This window comes from Planococcus sp. TJ-302, from assembly GCF_058268455.1.
This window is the reverse complement of sequence record NZ_JBZDOI010000002.1, coordinates 174,680-193,746: the sequence shown is the minus strand read 5'-3', so window position 1 is coordinate 193,746 and position 19,067 is coordinate 174,680. Positions and strand designations below refer to the sequence as shown.

17 protein-coding genes are annotated in these 19,067 nt (G+C 46.7%); 14 read left to right on the top strand and 3 right to left on the bottom strand.

The features are described 5' to 3' along the window. Positions 1-267: 267 nt before the first annotated feature. The 7 genes from sstT to AC4EHB_RS11835 all read left to right on the top strand — a co-directional run bounded on the left by sstT (position 268) and on the right by AC4EHB_RS11835 (position 9,581). Entirely contained in the window at positions 268-1,539 is a 1,272-nt protein-coding gene (gene sstT / locus AC4EHB_RS11865; protein ID WP_490975837.1) for a serine/threonine transporter SstT, read from the top strand. Positions 1,540-1,948: 409 nt separating this feature from the next. After that, the gene (locus AC4EHB_RS11860) at positions 1,949-5,164 is read left to right on the top strand and encodes a M36 family metallopeptidase (RefSeq protein ID WP_490981626.1); all 3,216 of its coding nucleotides are present in this window, start codon (positions 1,949-1,951) and stop codon (positions 5,162-5,164) included. A 197-nt stretch (positions 5,165-5,361) separates the two neighbouring features. Next, positions 5,362-6,279 (top strand): ABC transporter ATP-binding protein, encoded by a 918-nt coding sequence (locus AC4EHB_RS11855; protein WP_490981625.1) that lies wholly within the window; start codon positions 5,362-5,364, stop codon positions 6,277-6,279. A gap of 3 nt (positions 6,280-6,282) precedes the next feature. Beyond that, on the top strand, positions 6,283-7,059 hold the full coding sequence (locus tag AC4EHB_RS11850; protein WP_490981624.1) for an ABC transporter permease: 777 nt from the start codon (positions 6,283-6,285) through the stop codon (positions 7,057-7,059). Positions 7,060-7,162: 103 nt separating this feature from the next. Next, positions 7,163-7,651, top strand: coding sequence for a DUF1648 domain-containing protein (locus AC4EHB_RS11845; protein ID WP_490981623.1), 489 nt, complete (start codon positions 7,163-7,165; stop codon positions 7,649-7,651). Between the two features lie 252 nt (positions 7,652-7,903). Further along, a complete protein-coding gene (locus tag AC4EHB_RS11840) occupies positions 7,904-8,938 on the top strand; it encodes a zinc-binding alcohol dehydrogenase family protein (protein WP_490981622.1) in 1,035 nt (344 codons plus the stop codon). 73 nt (positions 8,939-9,011) lie between these two features. Then, positions 9,012-9,581 (top strand): hypothetical protein, encoded by a 570-nt coding sequence (locus tag AC4EHB_RS11835; protein WP_490981621.1) that lies wholly within the window; start codon positions 9,012-9,014, stop codon positions 9,579-9,581. 248 nt (positions 9,582-9,829) lie between these two features. On the opposite strand, the gene AC4EHB_RS11830 is transcribed toward AC4EHB_RS11835, so the two are convergent. Further along, positions 9,830-10,582 carry a sulfite exporter TauE/SafE family protein gene (locus AC4EHB_RS11830; RefSeq protein WP_490981620.1) on the bottom strand — a complete coding sequence of 251 codons (753 nt, stop codon included), beginning with the start codon at positions 10,580-10,582 and terminating at the stop codon, positions 9,830-9,832. 283 nt (positions 10,583-10,865) lie between these two features. On the opposite strand from AC4EHB_RS11830, the gene AC4EHB_RS11825 reads away from it, so the two are divergent. After that, complete coding sequence (locus AC4EHB_RS11825; protein WP_490975845.1) at positions 10,866-12,185, top strand: short-chain fatty acid transporter; 1,320 nt, start codon at positions 10,866-10,868, stop codon at positions 12,183-12,185. Positions 12,186-12,310: 125 nt separating this feature from the next. Here the strand turns inward: AC4EHB_RS11825 and AC4EHB_RS11820 are convergent, their stop codons facing one another. Further along, positions 12,311-13,249: a DMT family transporter gene (locus AC4EHB_RS11820; protein WP_490981619.1), complete on the bottom strand. Its 939-nt coding sequence runs from the start codon at positions 13,247-13,249 to the stop codon at positions 12,311-12,313. Between the two features lie 217 nt (positions 13,250-13,466). Here AC4EHB_RS11820 and AC4EHB_RS11815 point away from each other — a divergent pair, with 217 nt between their 5' ends. The 5 genes from AC4EHB_RS11815 (at position 13,467) to AC4EHB_RS11795 (ending at position 16,994) form a co-directional block, all read left to right on the top strand. Continuing rightward, positions 13,467-13,970 (top strand): Lrp/AsnC family transcriptional regulator, encoded by a 504-nt coding sequence (locus AC4EHB_RS11815; protein WP_490981618.1) that lies wholly within the window; start codon positions 13,467-13,469, stop codon positions 13,968-13,970. After that, positions 13,967-14,356 carry a MazG nucleotide pyrophosphohydrolase domain-containing protein gene (locus AC4EHB_RS11810; protein WP_490981617.1) on the top strand — a complete coding sequence of 130 codons (390 nt, stop codon included), beginning with the start codon at positions 13,967-13,969 and terminating at the stop codon, positions 14,354-14,356. The genes AC4EHB_RS11815 and AC4EHB_RS11810 overlap by 4 nt, the downstream gene beginning before the upstream one ends. A gap of 277 nt (positions 14,357-14,633) precedes the next feature. Then, complete coding sequence (locus tag AC4EHB_RS11805) at positions 14,634-15,350, top strand: type 1 glutamine amidotransferase domain-containing protein (protein ID WP_490975849.1); 717 nt, start codon at positions 14,634-14,636, stop codon at positions 15,348-15,350. Between the two features lie 64 nt (positions 15,351-15,414). Further along, positions 15,415-16,485, top strand: a complete 1,071-nt coding sequence (locus AC4EHB_RS11800; protein ID WP_490981616.1) for a type III polyketide synthase — start codon at positions 15,415-15,417, stop codon at positions 16,483-16,485. Then, on the top strand, positions 16,482-16,994 hold the full coding sequence (locus AC4EHB_RS11795) for an isoprenylcysteine carboxyl methyltransferase family protein (protein WP_490981615.1): 513 nt from the start codon (positions 16,482-16,484) through the stop codon (positions 16,992-16,994). Before AC4EHB_RS11800 ends, AC4EHB_RS11795 begins: the two co-directional genes overlap by 4 nt. 109 nt (positions 16,995-17,103) lie before the next feature. On the opposite strand, the gene arr is transcribed toward AC4EHB_RS11795, so the two are convergent. Next, on the bottom strand, positions 17,104-17,520 hold the full coding sequence (gene arr / locus AC4EHB_RS11790; RefSeq protein ID WP_490981614.1) for an NAD(+)--rifampin ADP-ribosyltransferase: 417 nt from the start codon (positions 17,518-17,520) through the stop codon (positions 17,104-17,106). A 276-nt stretch (positions 17,521-17,796) separates the two neighbouring features. Here arr and AC4EHB_RS11785 point away from each other — a divergent pair, with 276 nt between their 5' ends. Next, positions 17,797-18,783, top strand: a complete 987-nt coding sequence (locus AC4EHB_RS11785; RefSeq protein WP_490981613.1) for an aldo/keto reductase — start codon at positions 17,797-17,799, stop codon at positions 18,781-18,783. Positions 18,784-19,067 lie beyond the last annotated feature (284 nt).

The window sequence follows — 19,067 nt, the reverse complement described above, 5'->3', positions numbered from 1 at the left end:
TATTAGCCTATGATTGAAACCATCATTCACATAGGATAATTTAAGCAGAGAGCAGTCCATATGGTCGGTCTTTATCATCTTAGTAGAGGTTCTAATGGATTAAGAATTTGATTTTATAAAAAATTTGTTTTATTCGTTCATCTCTTTGTATAGAATAGGAATAGATTGAAAAATAGCCGTTGTTATAGAAAGTTGGTTGTTACAGCAAAGGGGTGCAGAACAGCGGTTGAATTGCAGCATGAGAAGAAATCAGCAGGGGGAATGGATATGAAATTATTGAAAAAGTGGAATCGAATAAGTATTGTAAAACAAATATTGATCGGCTTGGTTTTAGGGGTTATCTTGGCTGTTGCGATTCCGGAAGCAGCTAAATCTTTAACCATTTTTGGCGCATTATTTGTAGGTGCATTAAAAGCGATTGCTCCTGTCTTGGTGCTGTTCTTGGTCATGGCATCGATCGCTCAGCATAAAAGCGGCCAGCAAACAAATATGAAATCCATCGTCTTCTTATACCTAATGGGAACATTTTTAGCAGGATTGGTCGCGGTCATTGCCAGCTTTATTTTCCCAGTAAGCATAACGCTTACTCAAGGAGTTGAAGATCTGACTGCCCCTGGCAATGCAATTGAAGTGATAAAAACCTTAGTCTTGAATGTTGTTGATAATCCGGTCAACGCGCTTGTTAATGCGAACTATATCGGTATTTTAGCTTGGGCGATTGTTCTTGGATTGGCATTACGGGCTGCTTCGGATACAACAAAAACGTTGATCACGAATTTCTCCGATGCTGTTGCCAAGATGGTCGGCTGGGTCATCAAGTTCGCGCCGCTCGGCATCATGGGCCTTGTCATCGAGTCGATTACGACAAACGGACTTTCATCGCTATTGGGTTATGGAAAGCTGTTGGCACTTTTGATCGGATGTATGCTTTTTGTGGCTCTTGTGGTCAATCCGCTCATCGTATTTATAAACATCCGCCAGAACCCATATCCACTTGTTTTTAAGTGCTTGCGGGAAAGCGGTATTACGGCATTCTTCACACGCAGCTCTGCAGCAAATATTCCGGTCAATATGACCTTATGTGAAAAGCTGGGCTTGGATAAAGATACGTATTCGGTATCGATTCCATTAGGAGCTACAGTCAATATGGCCGGAGCAGCGGTTACGATTTCTGTTCTGACGCTTGCTGCGGTCCATACACTCGGCATCCAAGTGGATATCCCGACAGCCATCATTCTCAGCGTTTTGGCAGCTGTATGTGCTTGCGGCGCTTCTGGTGTTGCTGGTGGTTCACTGCTATTGATCCCGCTGGCGTGCAGCTTGTTCGGGATCCCTAATGATGTGGCGATGCAAGTAGTCGGTGTAGGCTTTATCATCGGCGTATTGCAGGATTCATTTGAAACTTCTTTGAACTCTTCAACAGACGTGCTTTTTACAGCAACAGCTGAATACAAGAAGCGTCTTAAAGAAAGTGGGAGCATTGGTGCCGAGAAAGCTTTTGATACCAATAAACCTGCTGAAGACTTGGTGAAAAGCTAAATTATTTACCTGGTTTTTGACTCTCCATATAGTTCGGAAGCGATCTGAGATATATAAAAACTCATCTTTAGGCTGCTAGAATCCTGATTTTTTTCAAGTGGTGATCCTGGTTTCAATGTTTGCCTTTATTTTTAGGATGCTGAGAATGGAAAAGCCAGTTTCGAGATTAATCGCTATCCAAACTGGCTTTTCGATTTTTAAAATCCAACAAAACCGTTTATCTCCCAACCGAGATTAACGGTTTTTTTCTTTCTCGAAAATCTAATGCCAATGGTCTATCCCTGTCTACTACCTTGTATGAATTTTACTACTGCTTCCTGAGTGTTTATCAACTATTCGGTAGGACTTTAACTTATAGTGAAGAACAAGTACAGAGGTTCAAGATCATACTAAGGAATGGGGATGTAATATGAAGAAGGAAAAAGTGTTTTCCGTATTGGGTTCAGCCGTATTAGCAAGTTCGTTGTTTATGCCTTACAACGCAAGCGCCATGAAAGTGACAGGTCCGATCGCTTCAACAAATGTTTTGGAAAGCCACGAACATGAACAATTGTATGATGCGCGGAATGTGCTGAATGGTGTCATCCCCACAGGCGAACAATTGCTTGCGGCAAATAACTTAATCGATTCCATTGGAAGCGGTGCCAAAGTTCAGTGGAACAAGATGTTTGGAACCCCTTCGTCCATCTTCAAAGATAACGGCTATTTAACGGCTCCCGCTTCAGGATCAGCGGAAACGATTGCGCGCGGCTGGTTAAAATCGAATGCAGAAGTGTTCGGATTAACGGCGAAGGACATCGACTCGCTGCAGGTTATTCGAAATTATAAAATGCCTGGAACAGGGCTGCAGCCCGTTACGTTCCAGCAATCATTTGACGGGATCGAGTCGATTTTCGGCGGCCGTGTAATTGTGTCTGTCAATAAAAATGGACAGATTTTATCGGTCACGGGCAATCTGTCGAAAGCAGCATCCTTTACCAATGATTTTGCTTTATCCGAAGCGGATGCATTGAAGAAAGTCGTCTCTTTGGAGCAGCCGAGTTTGTCGTATACGCCAAAAGCATTGAAGCAAGCAAATGGCTGGCAAGTGTTTGACGGAGCGGAAGTTCTGCCAACGAAGCAATACGTGAAAAAAGCCGTGTTTGCCAAAGGTGATGAAATCCGGCCGGTCTACCGTGTTCTTTACATTGAGGAACTTCAAGAAGGTGCGGAAGTCATCATCGATGCAAAAACGGGTGAACGGCTATACGAACGTTCGCTTGTCCAGCACTTGAATCCGGAAGGTGCGGTATTTGAAAACTATCCGAATGCAAGCAAAGGCGGCGCCTTGGTCAATAAATCATTTAAAGGGGACGCGGCCGCTTCACCGAACGGCTGGCTGCTGCCGACAAGTGAACTGGGCGTCACGACATTCGGGAACAATGCGAGTTCGTTTGCAAATTGGAGCAACTTCCTTGCACCAGCCGACCAAGCGATTCGGCCAGTCAATCCATTAGGGCAATTTAAATACCCATTCTTGAATGCTTGGCAAAAATCCAAAGGGCAAACGCTGCCGCCTTCCTACGCGGAAGATGTAAACAGCGCAACGACCAACTTGTTTTACCATCATAATTTATTCCATGATTATTTCTATAAGCTCGGATGGGTTGAAGGCGCAGGCAATCTTCAAACAACGAACTTTGGAAAAGGCGGATCTGATGGCGATGCCATTATGGGATTGGTTCAAGCAGGGGCGCTTTCCGGAGGGGAACCGACGTATACAGGCCGCGATAACGCCTACATGCTAACCCTTCCAGACGGACTTCCAGCATGGAGCGGCATGTTCCTCTGGGAGCCGATTGCAGGTGCATTTGAAGGCGAATACGCAGACGGAGATTACGATGCGGGGATTATTTACCATGAATATTCCCACGCATTGTCAACTCGCTTGGTCGCTGGCGGAGAAGCACTTGGCAGCCACCAAGCAGGCTCGATGGGTGAGGCATGGGGCGACTGGTTCGCGATGCATTACCTGATCAAAAATGGCTTGCAGGACAAAGCCGTTGTGGGTGCTTATGTAACAGGGAACGAAGAACGCGGAATTCGCAGCTGGGCGCTGGAAGACAGCCCGTTGCAATACGGCGATGTCGGCTTTGATATCATCGGCCCTGAAGTGCACGCAGACGGTGAGATTTGGGCAGCGATCCTTTGGAAAGTAAGAGAAGACCTGCTCGCGTCGCTTGGCAAAGAAGCGGGTGAAAAAGTAGTGGAGCAATTGGTCATTGACGCGATGCCGATTTCGGCGCCGAATCCGTCGATGGTGGATATGAGAGACGCCATCCTTGCAGCCGATACGGAACGGTTCGGCGGCAAACATTACGACGTGCTGTGGTCCGCATTTGCGAGTCGCGGCTTAGGGACGGAGGCAGCTTCAGATGGCGGAAACGATACGGATCCGACGCCTGGCTACAACCACCCTACGCAAGAGAAAAACGGTTTATTTGCCGGAAAAATCATCAATGCCAGCACCAACAAACCGGTTGAAGATGTTCGCATCATCGTCGGCGAGTATGAAGCGCGCACAAGTGCCGTCCGTACAACAGCGGAAAAAGGTGCATTTGGCGTCCCAATGCTTGCCGGTACTTACGACATCACGATTCAGGCAAAAGGTTTTGGTTCACGCACGCTGAAAGATGTCCAAGTGGCGGCAGGGGAAAACAAAGCCTTTAAGATTTCATTGGAGCCGAACGTTGCTTCTTCTTTTAATGGTGCAAGCATTGCGAATGTGTCGAGTGAGTCAGACAGCAATCCGGTGAAAATGGCTATTGATGATACAGAAGCGAGCGTCTATGCATCTGGATTACAGGAAGAAGGCTTTACAGGAGCTGAATTTGTGATCGATTTAGCAACGGATCAGCCAGTAGAAATCTCTACGGTAAATGTCAGTGCGTTTAAAGACATTTCCAAAGGGCGATTCGCTACGCTTAAAGACTTTACGGTACTTTCTTCAGTCGATGGAGAAAACTGGACAGAGATTGTCGACAGTGAATTCACTGCCGCCAAACCTCGCCCGGCATCACCTGACTTGCATTACAAAGAGTATGAGTTGGCCGCACCGGTCCAAGCGAAATACCTTAAACTGGTTGCAGAAAATGCACAAAATAATGCTTCTGGCTATATCCAAGTTGCTGAACTTCAAGCATTCGGACCAGGCCGAACGAAAATCGAACCCCTTGTCCTGGAGCCCGAAGAGCCGTTTGTTGCTGCAGGTACAGTGGCAGCGGGCAATGCTGGAACCGGCATTGGCAGTTTAGCCGGAGTTGGCGCGACGCTTGCGGTTACAGAAAATGAATTTGTGGCAACACAAAATCCAACGCCAAGCACACAAGGCGTCGACGGTTACGTTGTTTCCCTGCCTTCACCATACGGAGATGGGATTCATACGTTCAACCTGACAGGTTCATCGGAAAGCGCCTATGACTACGATGTGTACTTCTACAATAAAAACTTTGAAGTCATCGGGTCGGTAGCCACTTCAGGTGCTGACGAAACGGGAGTCATTCCTGGCGGCACTGCTTATGTCTATGTTGGATTGTACAGTGGTGCGAACGTACCTTTCACATTTACAGCAGTCAGCCCATATTAAGGCAAGTTCAGAAAAGCCCCTTCAAATCAAGATTTTGAAGGGGCTTTTTATTTTACGCATATTCATAAAGTCTAGGAGAGTTGTGGTGTGCCGTAGGAGCGGAAGATTTCATGCATGGAATCATAAAAGCGAGTTTTTGTGCGAAAAGGTTTTCCGAAATCTTCATCGAATAATTAGAGATAAAGGAGAGGGTGAAGATGGACACGGTCATTGCAATTGAAAACTTATCGAAACGGTATAAAGACGTGCAGGCTGTGGAAGATCTTTCGCTGGAATTGAAGAAGGGAGAGATTTACGGGTTCATCGGGCTGAATGGCTCTGGGAAAACGACCACCATCCGCATGATGCTTGGCATGATCAAACCGACTGAAGGGTCGTGCAGGCTATTCGGAAAAAAAGTCAGGCTCTCGAATTATAAGGTGTGGGGGAAAGTCGGGTACTTGGTGGAGACGCCTTATGCCTACCAGGAACTGACGGTTGAAGAGAACCTGGATTTATTCCGCCGTTTGCGTCAGATTAAAGACCCTGGCGCAGTCGATCGGATCATCGGCGAGCTGCAATTGGCCCCATATGCGAAGCGGAAAGCAAAGCATCTGTCACTTGGAAATGCACAGCGCATCGGGATTGCCAAAGCGCTGCTGCACCAGCCGGAAATTCTGATTTTGGACGAGCCGGTAAACGGCCTCGATCCTGCAGGCATTGTGGAGGTCCGAAAATTGCTGCGGGATTTGGCTGCCAATAAAGGCGTAAGCATTTTTCTGTCGAGCCACCTGCTCAGCGAAGTGGCGCTGATTGCTGATAAAATCGGCATCATTCACCACGGCCGCTTGGTCGAACAGTTTGAAACGGACAATTTGAATAGCCTGATCGAACGGAAGCTGCTTGCTGATACACGGCACAATAGCGCTGCGGCCATTGCTCTGGCGGAACAGGGGATTTCATGCCGTGTAAATCCGGACGGGCTCATTGAAATCGGAGAAAAAACCTTGCTTGACCAGCCGGAGATTGTGTCGGGCAAGCTCGTGGAACTGGGATTTCCGCCTGTATATTTGAACGTCGAAGTGGAATCGCTGGAAGCCTATTTTTTGAGAGTTATCCAAAGGGAAGGAGGGTAACCAATGGGCTATTTCATAGCGGCGCTACAAGCGGAAAGCATAAAAATCAGGAAGTCGAAAATGGTTTGGATTACACTATCGATCTTTACAGTAGCGCCGTTAATGGGAGGATTTTTCATGTTTGTACTGAAAGATCCGGAGCTTGCCCGAACGACCGGGCTGCTCGGAGACAAAGCGCAGATTCTGGGAGAAGCGACATGGCCGGCATATTTCAGCTTGCTCGCCCAAATCATTGCGGTCGGCGGGCTAATCGTTTTCGGCTTTGTCACCAGCTGGGTGTTCGGCAGGGAATACGCCGATCGGACGATCAAAGATCTGCTGGCCTTGCCAGTTCGACGAAGCTTTATCGTCCTTGCCAAGTTTATCGCCATTTTTTTAACGTGTTTGCTGTTAAGTTTGTATGTCATTGTCGTTGGCGGTTTGATAGGCATGTTCGTCGGCTTGCCAGAGTGGTCCGCGGCAGCAGCCAGGGAAGGCGTTTACCTCTTAGCGACAACTACTTTATTGACCTTGGCGTTAAGCCCGCCAGTCGCCTTTTTTGCGTGTTTCGGCAAAGGGTTTTTAGCGCCAATCGGCTTTGTCATTTTTATGGTGGTCATCGCGCAGATCATTGCAGCCATCGGCTACGGCGCTTATTTTCCGTGGGCGGTTCCGGCACTTTTTAGCGGCATGGCGGGAACAGGAGGCTTGGAATGGATCAGTTTTATCCTTGTCCTTCTGATGGCTATTGCCGGTTTTGCGGCAACGGTGGCCTGGTGGCTTTTTGCCGATCAGCAATGAATAAGAGAGGTTTGCGGCGCGTCCTACATGAAGAGGCGCCGTCCACGCAAGAGGCAATCAGCTATCAAATGCCTTAGGATAAGGGGAGAGGAGGGAGTTTCCTATGAAGCAACCTAAAATCCATATTCCCAAAACCCGATTTGAAACCGTTTTTGATGCAGTCGGCATCACTTTTTACATACTGGCTCTTATTTATTTGGCTGCCCAATTTGGGAACCTGCCAGATCGGGTACCAGGCCATTTTAATGCTGCTGGGGAAGCGGATCGATGGGGCAGTAAAATGGAGCTGATTATCTTGCCGAGTGTAGGTGGAGGGCTTTGGTTTTTTATCACGGTACTGGAGAAATATCCGCATATATTCAACTATCTTAATTTGAGAGCGGACAATATAGAGAGGCAATATAAAAATGGCAGATTGATGCTGAATGTCCTTAAAAATGAAATAGTGCTGTTTTTTAGCATGCTCACTTATTTAACGATTCAAATAGCACGAGGAGCGGCAGAAGGTTTAGGCGGAGCATTTCTTCCGGTTTATCTATTGGTGATCCTAGGCTCGATGTTCGTGTTTATGTTCAGGATGTTGAGAATGTAAAGGGGGAAACTTCTTTTTGGCGCGTCCTAGGAAAATGAATATGAAAAGAGAAAATCAGTGGAAGAAGTTCCTCCATAAATTTTAGACAGGCTAGTTGTATATCTAGGGCTGCCCCCAATTAAAACAAGCTAATAAAGCGGGCTGCTCCATAATGGAGAGCGGCCCGTTATTTTTGAATGCTTTTGGCAGGATGTGTAAAATGGAAATCATACATGATTGGCAATTCAGAAATTGAAGGAGAGGCGATGCAAAATGAGTTCAGAAACAATGAAGACATTTGGGTTTTACCAACCAGGTTCAAAAGAGGAAGCAATGGACTTTAAACTGGTGGAGCAGGAAAAGCCCACACCGACGGGACGCGATCTTCTCGTTGAAGTAAAAGCGATATCCATTAACCCGTCGGATCTTCGGACGCGCGACGGAAAAAAGGAAGACGATGAGTCCCTAACTGTCGTTGGCCGTGATGTAGCAGGCGTGGTTGTGGCAACAGGGGAAGGATGTTCACTGTTTAAAGCAGGGGACGAAGTATTTTACGCCGGTACCAGCAATCGGCCAGGCGGCCAAAGTGAATTTCATTTGGTGGATGAACGCATCGTAGGGAGAAAGCCAAAAAGCCTTGATTTTCCACAAGCAGCGGCATTGCCCTTGACTAGCATTACCGTCTACGAAGCGCTTTTTGAGCGTCTGGGTATCTCAAAAGACGCAACGGAGAATGCAGGCAAGACGATCCTGATTATCGGAGCAGCGGGAGGCGTAGGTTCCATTGCTGTACAAATCGCCAAACTGGCCGGCCTGACGGTAATCGGCACTGCTTCCCGTTCCGAGACAATCGATTGGGCCAAAGACCATGGGGCGGATCACACCATCAATCATCATGAAGCGTTTGGGCCGCAGCTGGAAAGTTTGGGCATAGGGGGCGTGCAATACATCTTCTGCCTGACTAATGTGGATGACCATATGGCCGAAATGGCAAAAGTGATTTTGCCTCAAGGGAAAATCTGCTCGATTCTGCCGGCATTCAAGCCGCTCGACATGGCGCTGTTTGGCAAAAGTGTCACTTTCGCCTATGAGCTCATGTACACCCGCTCTCTTTTCCAGACGGCGGACATGGTGCAGCAGCATCTTCTGCTGAACAAATTGGCGGATTGGGTGGATGAAGGAAAAATCCGTTCGACCATGACCCAACACTTTACCCCGATTTCTGTGGAGAATTTAAAAAGAGCATACGCCCATCTTCTGACAAGCAAGACGATCGGCAAGATCGTGCTGGAAGGGCCTTTCGAATAACCTTATCTAACCGCCGTTCGGAAAAGGAATGGCGGTTAAATAAGGTAGTAATTTGAAGGCAGAAGGAGCTCTGATGAATTTAATGAAACGGAGTCCAGGTTCATATACATCTCTGCAAATGCCTAAATTTCTGCATGAATTGTTTGGGAAGAGAACCACAAAGGTTGAATTGACCATTGTTTTACTCTGTTGCCTCGTTCTCTCATCTTTATTGTTAGTACATACCTATAACGAATGGTATGAGCTTACGGTTTGGAAAAAGATATTACTAATCATTTTAACAGCAGACATCACCGGTGGAGTTGTAGCCAATGTGACGAAAGCTACAAATGAATATTATCAAGCAAATCAGAGAGCAAGATTAATTTTTATAGCAATACATGTCCAACCTCTGCTATTAGGATGGCTGCTTGGCAATTTTCTATTAGCTGTAATCGTGTGGGTTTTAACTATAACGGCTGCATTGATCATTACAAACCTTAAAGGAAAAGGGATTCAGCGCACTGCTGGAATGGCAATGGCTCTAATAGGAACTTGTTTCTTACTTGTAATAGCTGAATCTCATTTCGCTTTAAATACGCTGCTTGCCTTATATGTTATAAAGCTTGTTTTTAGCTTTGCGGTTAACCACGACGCTGATTAAAAGGAGCAGTGTTATGAAACTGGGCCAACCAGCAGCGCTTAGCAACAGGGAGGCCTTGGCACATAAAAACCTGAAGAGCGATGGGTTTGGAAATCACTACAATACAATTTATCATGCATCTATTCGCCGCTCAAAGGGAGCTGACTTTCCTTTGGGCGGCGTTTTGTTTTACTCATGCTTATGAACGGTTTGAGAAGGAAGGGGTTTCCAGGGAACGGAAAAATTACGATGGACAAAAAATATCTATTCTAAAGGAATCGGGTAGAGACAATCTGAATGATGAGCAGTACTGTCACCGCCCGCAAAATAGGTTTTACATAATCCGGCTTCAACTTCTCGGCAATGCGGACGCCAGTCTGTGCACCAGTCACGGAACCCAATAAGAGCGCGATGGTCAGCGGCCAAATGATGTCGCCGGCTGCAATATAGGTGATGGCGGCACCGAAGCAGCTGGAGAAAGTCGCGAGGCGGACAAAGCCGACAGCGCGTATATAGGCGATGTTCAAAGAGCTGAACAAAAAGAGCATCAGCGTTCCTTGGCCGGGGCCGAAAAGCCCGTCGTAAATGCCGATGCTGTATAAGCCCGCAATGCTTTTCTTGCTCATTTTCAGCGGACCTTTCCCGGCAAAGCCCTTTTTCCCGGCAAAGCCCTTTTTCCCGATAAACGAAGTGATAAAAGCGAATACCAGCAGCACGCTGACGACGACATACATATGCTCCTCGGGAATGTTCGATGCGATGAAACCGCCGGTCACGCCGCCAAGGAGACTGACCGGAACGATCCAAATGGATTCTTTCAAGGTGATTTTCTTTTTCTTGATGAGGTAAAAGAAACTCGAAAACGAACTAAAAGTATTGGAAACTTTGCTGGCGCCGATTGCGGAATGGACCGGCATCCCCAGCAACAGCATAGCAGGCAAGCTGATCAACCCGCCGCCTCCCGCAAGCGTTCCCAGCGTTGTTGCGCAAAGACCAATAAAAAACATTATGATAAACTCCATGCCTTCCACCTCTTTTCATTTTCACTATAACGCTGTTAATGGCATAAATAAATTCAATGTATTTTATGCAAGGCCATAAGGAAAACCAATCACCTATCTGGTTATTTTCTTCTATAGAAAAAGGGAGGCTAGGGTTTTACAGAATTTCAGTCCATTTTAAATCAATCCCAACATAAAAAATCCCAATAATCCATAAGTTTTTTCAATTTTTATGCATTTTAAAGGGGAAATGCGGTAGCATTAAGAGTGAACTGTAAATTTAGGCTAAAGGGGGAGTTAGAAGTTGAAAGGAATTATACGTTTTTCCAATAATTTAATGGAACGATTTTTACCGGATCCGTTTTTATTCGTCATCATCTTGACCTTGGTGGTTTTCGGCATGGGCTTGGGATTGACCGGTTCGTCACCAGTTGAAATGGTGTCGTTTTGGGGTGAAGGATTCTGGGCGCTGTTAGCGTTCTCGATGCAAATGGTACTTGTGCTGGTTACCGGATTCGTGTTGGCCAGCAGCCCGATTTTCAAAAAGGGGCTAGGCAAACTTGCGAGTTTTGCAAAGACGCCAGGCAGCGCGATTATCTGGGTCACATTGGTTTCTCTAGCAGCAAGCTGGATCAACTGGGGATTCGGGTTGGTTATTGGTGCGTTGTTCGCGAAAGAATTGGCGAAACGCGTTGAGCATGTCGATTATCGCCTGCTAATTGCAAGCGCTTACTCCGGATTCCTGATTTGGCATGCTGGATTCTCGGGTTCGATTCCGCTGTCGATTGCGACAGACGGCCATCCATTCATGGAGCAAATCGGCATTATCCCAACAAGTGAAACGATTTTTGCCAGCTATAACTTGATTATCGTTGCGGCATTAGTCATCATTCTTCCATTATTAAACCGTTTGATGATGCCGAAAAAAGAAGAGACCGTTGTTGTGGATCCGAAAGTGCTTATGGAACCAGAAGTTGAGGAACAAAAAGCTAATGCTGATATGACACCGGCAGAGCGCTTGGAAAACAGCTGGATCTTGTCTGCTATCATCGGAGTACTCGGTATTTCATTCGTTGCTTATTATTTCATTCAAAATGGTTTTGCGCTAACGCTCGACTTGGTTAACTTCATGTTCTTGTTCCTCGGGATTTTATTCCACGGGACGCCTCGGAAGTATTTGATCGCGGTACAAGAAGCGGTCAAAGGAGCAGGCGGCATCATCATCCAATTCCCGTTTTATGCGGGAATCATGGGGATGATGACGGCGTCCGGTTTGGCAGCTGTCTTATCGGATGCGTTCGTTAGCATCTCAACGGCAGAGACGTTCCCGCTTTTCGCATTTTTAAGTGCAGGGCTCGTCAACTTCTTCGTCCCTTCAGGTGGCGGACAATGGGCCGTGCAAGGACCGATCATGCTTGAAGCTGCGGAAATGCTCGGCAGCGATACAGCGAAAGTTGCAATGGCGGTTGCATGGGGAGATGCCTGGACGAATATGATTCAGCCTTTCTGGGCATTGCCGGCACTGGCAATTGCAGGGCTTAAAGCGAAAGACATCATGGGCTTTTGTTTGATCGTGTTGTTTGTCAGTGGCGTTGTGATTGGGCTTGGGTTGTTGTTATTGTAAATGAAAGCTAAAAACGGCCTTGCCCAATGAATGGGCAAGGCCGTTTTTATTTTGATGAGTAAAGTGTTCCGAGGAGGAGAATTTCTTGAATCGGAATTCCTTAACGCTAACCCTAAAAGAAATTTTCATTGCCCTCTAACGAGCCTGGCTTGATAGAGAATTTGTTTTGTCTGCAACATTTTTCCGGAGTAATTTTTCGTCTTGAAATAACTGAAAAAATAACAGCCGGTGATCACCAGGGCACTGCCAAGCACTTGGATGCCGGAGATTTTTTCGCCCAATAAAATGAAGGCCAGAATGGCTGTGAATATCGGGTTGAAATTGAGGAACAGCCCCGATGTCGTCGCGCCCAATTTCTGGACGCCGAGATTCCAAAGGACAAAACAAACCACTGTGGAAATAAGCCCCGTATATAAAATAGAATAGATAAATGAAGGGTTAATATTAGTCACCGTAAAGTCAGCGAAATTGAATGGGAGCAGGACAGCGATGCCGAATACGCCGGAATACAGAGTGGCCATCATCGGCGAAACTGAGGCCATTGCCCATCTGCCGCAGACCGAATAAATGCCCCAACTGCAAACCGCAGCCAGCATAAATAAATCGCCTTTATTGAATTGCATAGACAAAAGCAAATCGCTGCTTCCTTTTGACAATACGAGAATCACGCCGAAAAGTGAAAGGGTCATCGCGGCTTTCTGCAGCGGTTGGATTTTTTCTTTCAGCAAAATGGCTGAAAAGATGGCGATGGAAATCATGTTCAGCGTAGAGATTAGCCCGATGTTCGTAGCTGACGTGTGGTTCAGCGCGATGAATTGCAGAATGTTGAACAGCACGACGCCGGTAATACCCATAAGAAATAATGGGACAAGCGCCTTGCGTGGAGGCAGGATCTTTTTCTCAGTCGCCCATACCATGGGAATCAAGAAAAGCACCGCAATCATCCACCGCAGGCTGGTCAAAGTCATGGGAGAAGCATGGCCCACCAGCCATTTCCCAACGACAAAATTCCCTGCCCACATTAAGCTTACCAATAGCAATAATAAAAAATACAAATAACGCATAACGGCTCCTTTCCGTGCTTTATCTTCAGAACAGGTCAGCGGATTGTTTAGATTAGATATTAATAACTTTAACATTTTAAGGTATAATTATGAGTATTATTCGGTGGAACAAAGGAAATTCGGAATAATTTAAAGAAGAATCTATTTCTAGGAAATTTTATTCGGTTTTCATTATTGATTGCAGCTTTGGACAAAAACATTAAAAGGGGTGGGCACGTTGGAAAAGGTCGTAAGCAAAGTTTTGGATGGGGTGGATGTCCGGATTTTGGATATTCTGCAAAAGCAAGCGGAGTTGAGCCATACTGAAATAGCGAAGCGGGTGAACTTATCGTCCCCGGCTATTCATACAAGAATTAAGCGTCTCGAAAACGAAGGCTATATCAATCAGCAAGTCGCGATTTTAAATCCAGAGAAGCTGGGATTCGATTTATTGTGTTTTATCTTCATCACTACGGATCTCCATCAGGCAGAGGAATTGGATAAATTGGAACAGGCGTTGAAAAAAATGCCGGAAGTGTTGGAATGCCAATGCATCACCGGGGAATATGATTACCTGCTAAAGGTCGCCAACCGAAACCGCCAGGATTTGCAGCTGTTTATCCGGAAGCTGAACAAACTGGGCATTAGTAAAATCCAGACCAATTTGGCGCTGCGGGAAGTCAAATATTCGACTGTGCTGCCGATTGGGGAAGCAATAGAAAATAACGGGGGTGCAAGATGAAAGAGTTGCAGGCATTTACAAAACAATACCAGCAGGAAATGGGCTGGAGCATTAAGGGGGAAAGTTTTTCTGAAAGCCGGGCATCGCTGTTGAATAGTTATATGCTGCTGACAACGGAAGTCGCCGAGGTGGCTGAGGAATTGCGCAAAGCCTTCAATCTGACGCAGCGCTATGTAGAAGAAGGAATGGACGAAGGAGAAGCATTTCGACTGGCATCCCAAATGGGCAAGGAAGATATAGGGAAAGAGCTTGCCGACTGCCTCGCCTATATGATGAAGTTCGCTAATTTTTTTGAAATCGAGATGGAAGATAGTTTTTATGCAAAGATGGAAGAAGTGAAAAACCGCAAGAATAAAGATGCTGTCCGGAGAGAAATCCGGACGTGATTAGAATAAAATAGATTCTTATCAAGGCACTTGTTTCCGCGTGAAACTGACTGCCAAGGAAAAAAGAAAGAACGAGGTATGTGCGCCTTGTTCTTTCTTTTTTGTAGCAGCTTTTATCCGTTTTCGCCATTCGTGGCGCCTGTTGCATCGCAATTCTACGAAGTGGTGCTTTTATGCTTACGAATTGTGATGCTCCTTAAAACATCCTAAAGGACTAAAACCCAAGAGGCGGGGAATACCTATAAAAAAGAGATTGAATCCATGGGAGGAACGCATCTTGGATAAAATACTGATTGTCGTGACAAATCACGCCGCACTCGGGACAAGAGGCAAAAAAACAGGGTTATGGCTTCGGGAGTTAACGGATTTTTATCATGAAATAAAGGATGATTTTGATATCGATATCGTCAGCACGTCAAAACATCGGGTGCCTCTTGACCCGAGAAGTGTCATGGCGGTGCTGACGGATAAAAAAACCCGTGCCTATTACATGAATGACGAGATGATGGACCGGTTGAAAAAGCCGCTTGTGCCTGAGGAAGTGGATGCCGATGATTACGCAGCCATTTATTTTGCTGGGGGGCATGGCACGATGTGGGATTTTCCGGACAACAAAGGACTGCAGGAATTGACCCGAAAGATTTATGAAAATGGCGGCATTGTTTCAGCGGTCTGCCACGGCCAGAGCGCTTTGCCGAATGTCCGTCTGGCTGACGGCAGGTATCTATTGGCCGGCCATGTCGTAACCGGGTTTTCAAACCGGGAAGAAAAAATGATGCGGCTGTTTAAAGATATTCCCTTTTCACTTGAAGAAAAGCTGCGGGAGCGGGGAGCTTTGTATAAACAGGCAGCTGTGCCGTTATCGCAATGTGTGGTCCTGTCTGGCCGGCTGATCACGGGGCAAAATCCGGCTTCGGCCAAAGGGGTCGCGTTAAAATTGAAGGAACAATGGCAATGGATGAAGAATGAGTGGAAACTGAAAAGTGTTGATTAATGGAGCTGGCCATCCTTTAGATAGGGTGGCTTTTTAGCCTAGAACATAAGGAGGGGAAGAGCCTGTGTCGTTTATTCGAAAGGTAGTCACTGAAAATGCGCCATATTATGTGGATCAACAGGAAACCGTCAGTGTGGTCCGGGATTTGTTCGGGGAACATTTCACCGACATCGAACGGTTGCTGCGGGTGTTTGGCAACGGCGAGATTGAAGGGCGTTATATTGCCGCGCCGCTAGATTGGTTTAAAAAAGAGCGCGGGCTTGAAGAACGAAACCGCTTGTATGTGGAAGAAGCCGTTCGCATGGGCAGCCGTGCCGTTAAGCGCTGTTTGGCGGAATCGGATGTAGGCAAGGAAGAAATCGATGCGTTTTTCTTTGTGTCGAGTTCCGGCATGGCCACGCCGACAATTGATGTCCGCATCATGAACGAGCTGCGGATGCCGGCCCATATCAAACGCATGCCGTTGTGGGGGCTCGGCTGTGCCGGGGGCGCTTCAGGCATCAGCCGCGCACATGATTATTGCAAGGCCTATCCCGATGCCAAAGTGCTCGTGCTGTGCCTGGAATTATGCAGCTTGACGTTTCAGCGCTCGGATTTATCGAAAAGCAATTTAATCGGAACGTCGTTGTTCGCTGACGGCGCGGCCTGCGCTTTGGTGACGGGCGTGAATGTGCAAGCACCGCATGCGGGTTTTCATATAAAAGATAGCCAATCGACGCTCATGCCGGATTCAGAGGACGTCATGGGCTGGGACGTGAAAGATGAAGGGTTGCAAGTTGTCTTTTCGCGGGATATCCCGAAAATCATTGAAAAATGGCTAAAGCCGAACGTCGACTTGTTTTTGGGCAAGCTGGGGAAAACGCCGGAAGACATCATCCATTTCATCGCCCATCCCGGAGGCAAGAAAGTGCTGGCCGCCTACGAAACATCGCTGAGCATGTCCACGGACAAAACGGAGATCTCAAGAAGGGTCCTTGCCCAGTATGGCAATATGTCTTCTCCGACTGTGTTGTACGTGTTAAAAGACTTCATGGAAAAACAGCCGGAAAGCGGGGAAGAAGGGCTGCTCACTGCCCTTGGCCCTGGTTTCAGTTCCGAGATGGTTTGGCTTGAGTGGGGAGAAACAGCGCAATGACGTTCTTTTACCTATTAGTTGGATTTGTAATTTTGCAGCGGCTGCTGGAAGTGGCTTATGCGCGGTCAAACGAGCGTTTGATGAAGCAGCAAGGGGCGATTGAAGCCGGAGCAGGACATTATAAATGGATTGTCCTGCTGCATGTGTTGTTTTTCGTTTCCTTGATCGTGGAAGTGGAGATATGGGAACCAAGTTACGGACGCGGCTGGCTGCTTTTCCTCGTAGTCTTTATCGTCGCCCAAATTCTTCGCGTCTGGGCTTTGGCTTCATTGGGGCGTTTCTGGAACACCAAAATCTTGGTGCTGCCTGGGGCCAAGAAAGTGAATAGCGGACCGTACCGCTGGATTCCGCATCCCAATTATATTGTCGTGGCAATGGAAATTGCGGCGCTGCCTCTGATTTTCGGGGCATGGCGCACCGCGATTGTTTTTTCAATCGCCAACGCACTGCTGCTTCTTCTCGTGCGGATTCCTGCGGAAGAAAAGGCTTTGCGTGAATTAGAGGATTGAGAGTTGTAACTTAATCATGAAAAACGCCAACGTTGAAATCAATCGATTTCAACGTTGGCGTTTCTTCTTTAACGGGAAGAGAATCAGGCGTGTTCTTTTTTTAAAAAAGCTAATCCAGGATAATCGCCTTGCCCTGGTCACGCAGCGCTTTTAAAGAGGTAAGCATATGATTGATTTCTTCCTCGGAATGCCTTTCCCAAGCACCTAATTCCGCAACAATCTTCAGAGGCGCTTTGGACCGATAAGAGCGCGTCGGGTTTCCGGGAAACCGTTTGTCGGTCAAGTTCGGATCATTCTCGAAATCGCTCTGGGGTTCGACGATGTAAATGCGTTCTTTGGCATCGGATGCAGCTAATTCAGCACCCCATTTAGCCGCTTCTAAGGTTGCCGTGAAGTAGATATAATTCGATTTTTTGTCCTGGTAATTGGAGAGGTTCTGAGCTTCCAAAAAATCGCCGATCTTCAATTGGGCTTTTGTGCCGTGGAAGAAAGGGCCTTGATCTAAGACATCTTTTTTGTCATTCATACGGATCTGCCTCCTGTGTTATGGGTGTAGTACCAGTATAGTGAAGGGATTTCGGGAAAAGTAGACTGCAAATTATTTTTTATTCGGGGTATAATGGAGGTAGAGAGAACGATTTATCTATTATGAAAGCCTGATTTCCCTTTTATTGACCGGGGGAATCAGGCTTTTTTGCGTTTAAGAAAGTCTTTGATCCAACTTCCATCGTTTATCCAATTTCACAGCGGGTAGATAATTGTATGTGTTTTTATTAAAAAAATTCAAAAGAGGTGTTCATCCATGAAACACGATGTGACGATAGAGAACAAACTTGGCCTGGGCACGGCGCCGCTGGGCAATATGTTCCGGGACGTTCCTGAAAAGGAAGCGATGGAGACAATCCAGACAGCGTGGGACGAAGGGATCCGGTATTTTGATACGGCGCCGTTTTATGGTGCGGGATTGGCTGAAAGTCGGCTAGGCGAAATCTTGTCTTCGTATAAGCGCGATGACTATTTGCTGAGTTCGAAAGTCGGCCGGATCGTGCTTGACGAAGAAGAGGAAAAAGAAGGGCTGTTTGCGTATGGCCGTAAGAATAAAATTCTGACGGATTATACCGAAGATGGCACGCTCAAGTCGATTGAAGACAGCCTGAAGCGCCTGAAAATGGACCGCCTGGATATGGTCTTTGTCCATGATATTTCACCGGACTTTTTGGGAGATGAATGGATTACGAAGTTTGATGAAGCGCGCAATGGTGCCTTTAAAGTCTTGGACCGGCTCCGGGATGAAGGGGTAATTAAAGCATGGGGGCTTGGCGTCAACACGACGACGCCGATTGAAGTGGCGCTTGAGCTCGAACAGGCACATCCGGATTTGAGCTTGTCTGCGACACAATATACGCTTCTTCAGCACGAACGAGCCCTTGAACGCATGATGCCGCTGGCACTAGAGAAAGACGGCGGACTCGTAATCGGTTCAGCGTTCAACTCGGGTGCCTTATTGAGCGGAGACTTTTTCGATTACAAAGAAATCACGCCGGAAATCAAAAGGAAAGTGGAGCAGTTCACTCATGTTGCGCGCAATCATGGTGTGAACTTGAAAGATGCAGCGCTCCAGTTTTCAACCGCGCACCCTGCGGTGAAAGCCGTCGTGACTGGTTCGACACAGCCTGACCGCATCAAAGAAGATTTGGAGGCAATGACTGCAACGATTCCGGCTGCTTTTTGGCAAGAGCTCGTGGAGAATGGTCTCATTTCTTCTAAGGCTATTTTGCCAGGAAAGTAAGCTTTTATGGGAATTAGGTGGGAAAAATTTCCGTTTTTAATATCAGAACCAAAGTTATTCTACTTAAATCGTCGCTCAAAGGAATTCAACTTTCCTTTGAGCGGCTTTTTGTTTTATTCATGCTTTTGAATTGTTTGAGAATTTTGGTGCTTCCAGCGATCGGAACTCTCAAATGCGAAACCGCTAAAATCATATGGATTTAATTACATGTGTTTTAAAAAGCAATCACTGGAATTTTATCAAGTGCTTGCTTTTCAGTGCCTATTACCTTATTTATGTTAAAA

What these genes read in the sequence shown, in the direction of transcription:
- arr (WP_490981614.1), bottom strand. Translation starts at nt 17,520, where the DNA reads ATGAATGACAAAAAAGATGTCTTAGATCAAGGCCCTTTCTTCCACGGC.
- AC4EHB_RS11810 (WP_490981617.1), top strand. Translation starts at nt 13,967, where the DNA reads ATGAAAGAGTTGCAGGCATTTACAAAACAATACCAGCAGGAAATGGGC.
- AC4EHB_RS11830 (WP_490981620.1), bottom strand. Translation starts at nt 10,582, where the DNA reads ATGGAGTTTATCATAATGTTTTTTATTGGTCTTTGCGCAACAACGCTG.
- AC4EHB_RS11785 (WP_490981613.1), top strand. Translation starts at nt 17,797, where the DNA reads ATGAAACACGATGTGACGATAGAGAACAAACTTGGCCTGGGCACGGCG.
- AC4EHB_RS11820 (WP_490981619.1), bottom strand. Translation starts at nt 13,249, where the DNA reads ATGCGTTATTTGTATTTTTTATTATTGCTATTGGTAAGCTTAATGTGG.
- AC4EHB_RS11795 (WP_490981615.1), top strand. Translation starts at nt 16,482, where the DNA reads ATGACGTTCTTTTACCTATTAGTTGGATTTGTAATTTTGCAGCGGCTG.
- sstT (WP_490975837.1), top strand. Translation starts at nt 268, where the DNA reads ATGAAATTATTGAAAAAGTGGAATCGAATAAGTATTGTAAAACAAATA.
- AC4EHB_RS11840 (WP_490981622.1), top strand. Translation starts at nt 7,904, where the DNA reads ATGAGTTCAGAAACAATGAAGACATTTGGGTTTTACCAACCAGGTTCA.
- AC4EHB_RS11855 (WP_490981625.1), top strand. Translation starts at nt 5,362, where the DNA reads ATGGACACGGTCATTGCAATTGAAAACTTATCGAAACGGTATAAAGAC.
- AC4EHB_RS11850 (WP_490981624.1), top strand. Translation starts at nt 6,283, where the DNA reads ATGGGCTATTTCATAGCGGCGCTACAAGCGGAAAGCATAAAAATCAGG.
- AC4EHB_RS11835 (WP_490981621.1), top strand. Translation starts at nt 9,012, where the DNA reads ATGAATTTAATGAAACGGAGTCCAGGTTCATATACATCTCTGCAAATG.
- AC4EHB_RS11845 (WP_490981623.1), top strand. Translation starts at nt 7,163, where the DNA reads ATGAAGCAACCTAAAATCCATATTCCCAAAACCCGATTTGAAACCGTT.
- AC4EHB_RS11860 (WP_490981626.1), top strand. Translation starts at nt 1,949, where the DNA reads ATGAAGAAGGAAAAAGTGTTTTCCGTATTGGGTTCAGCCGTATTAGCA.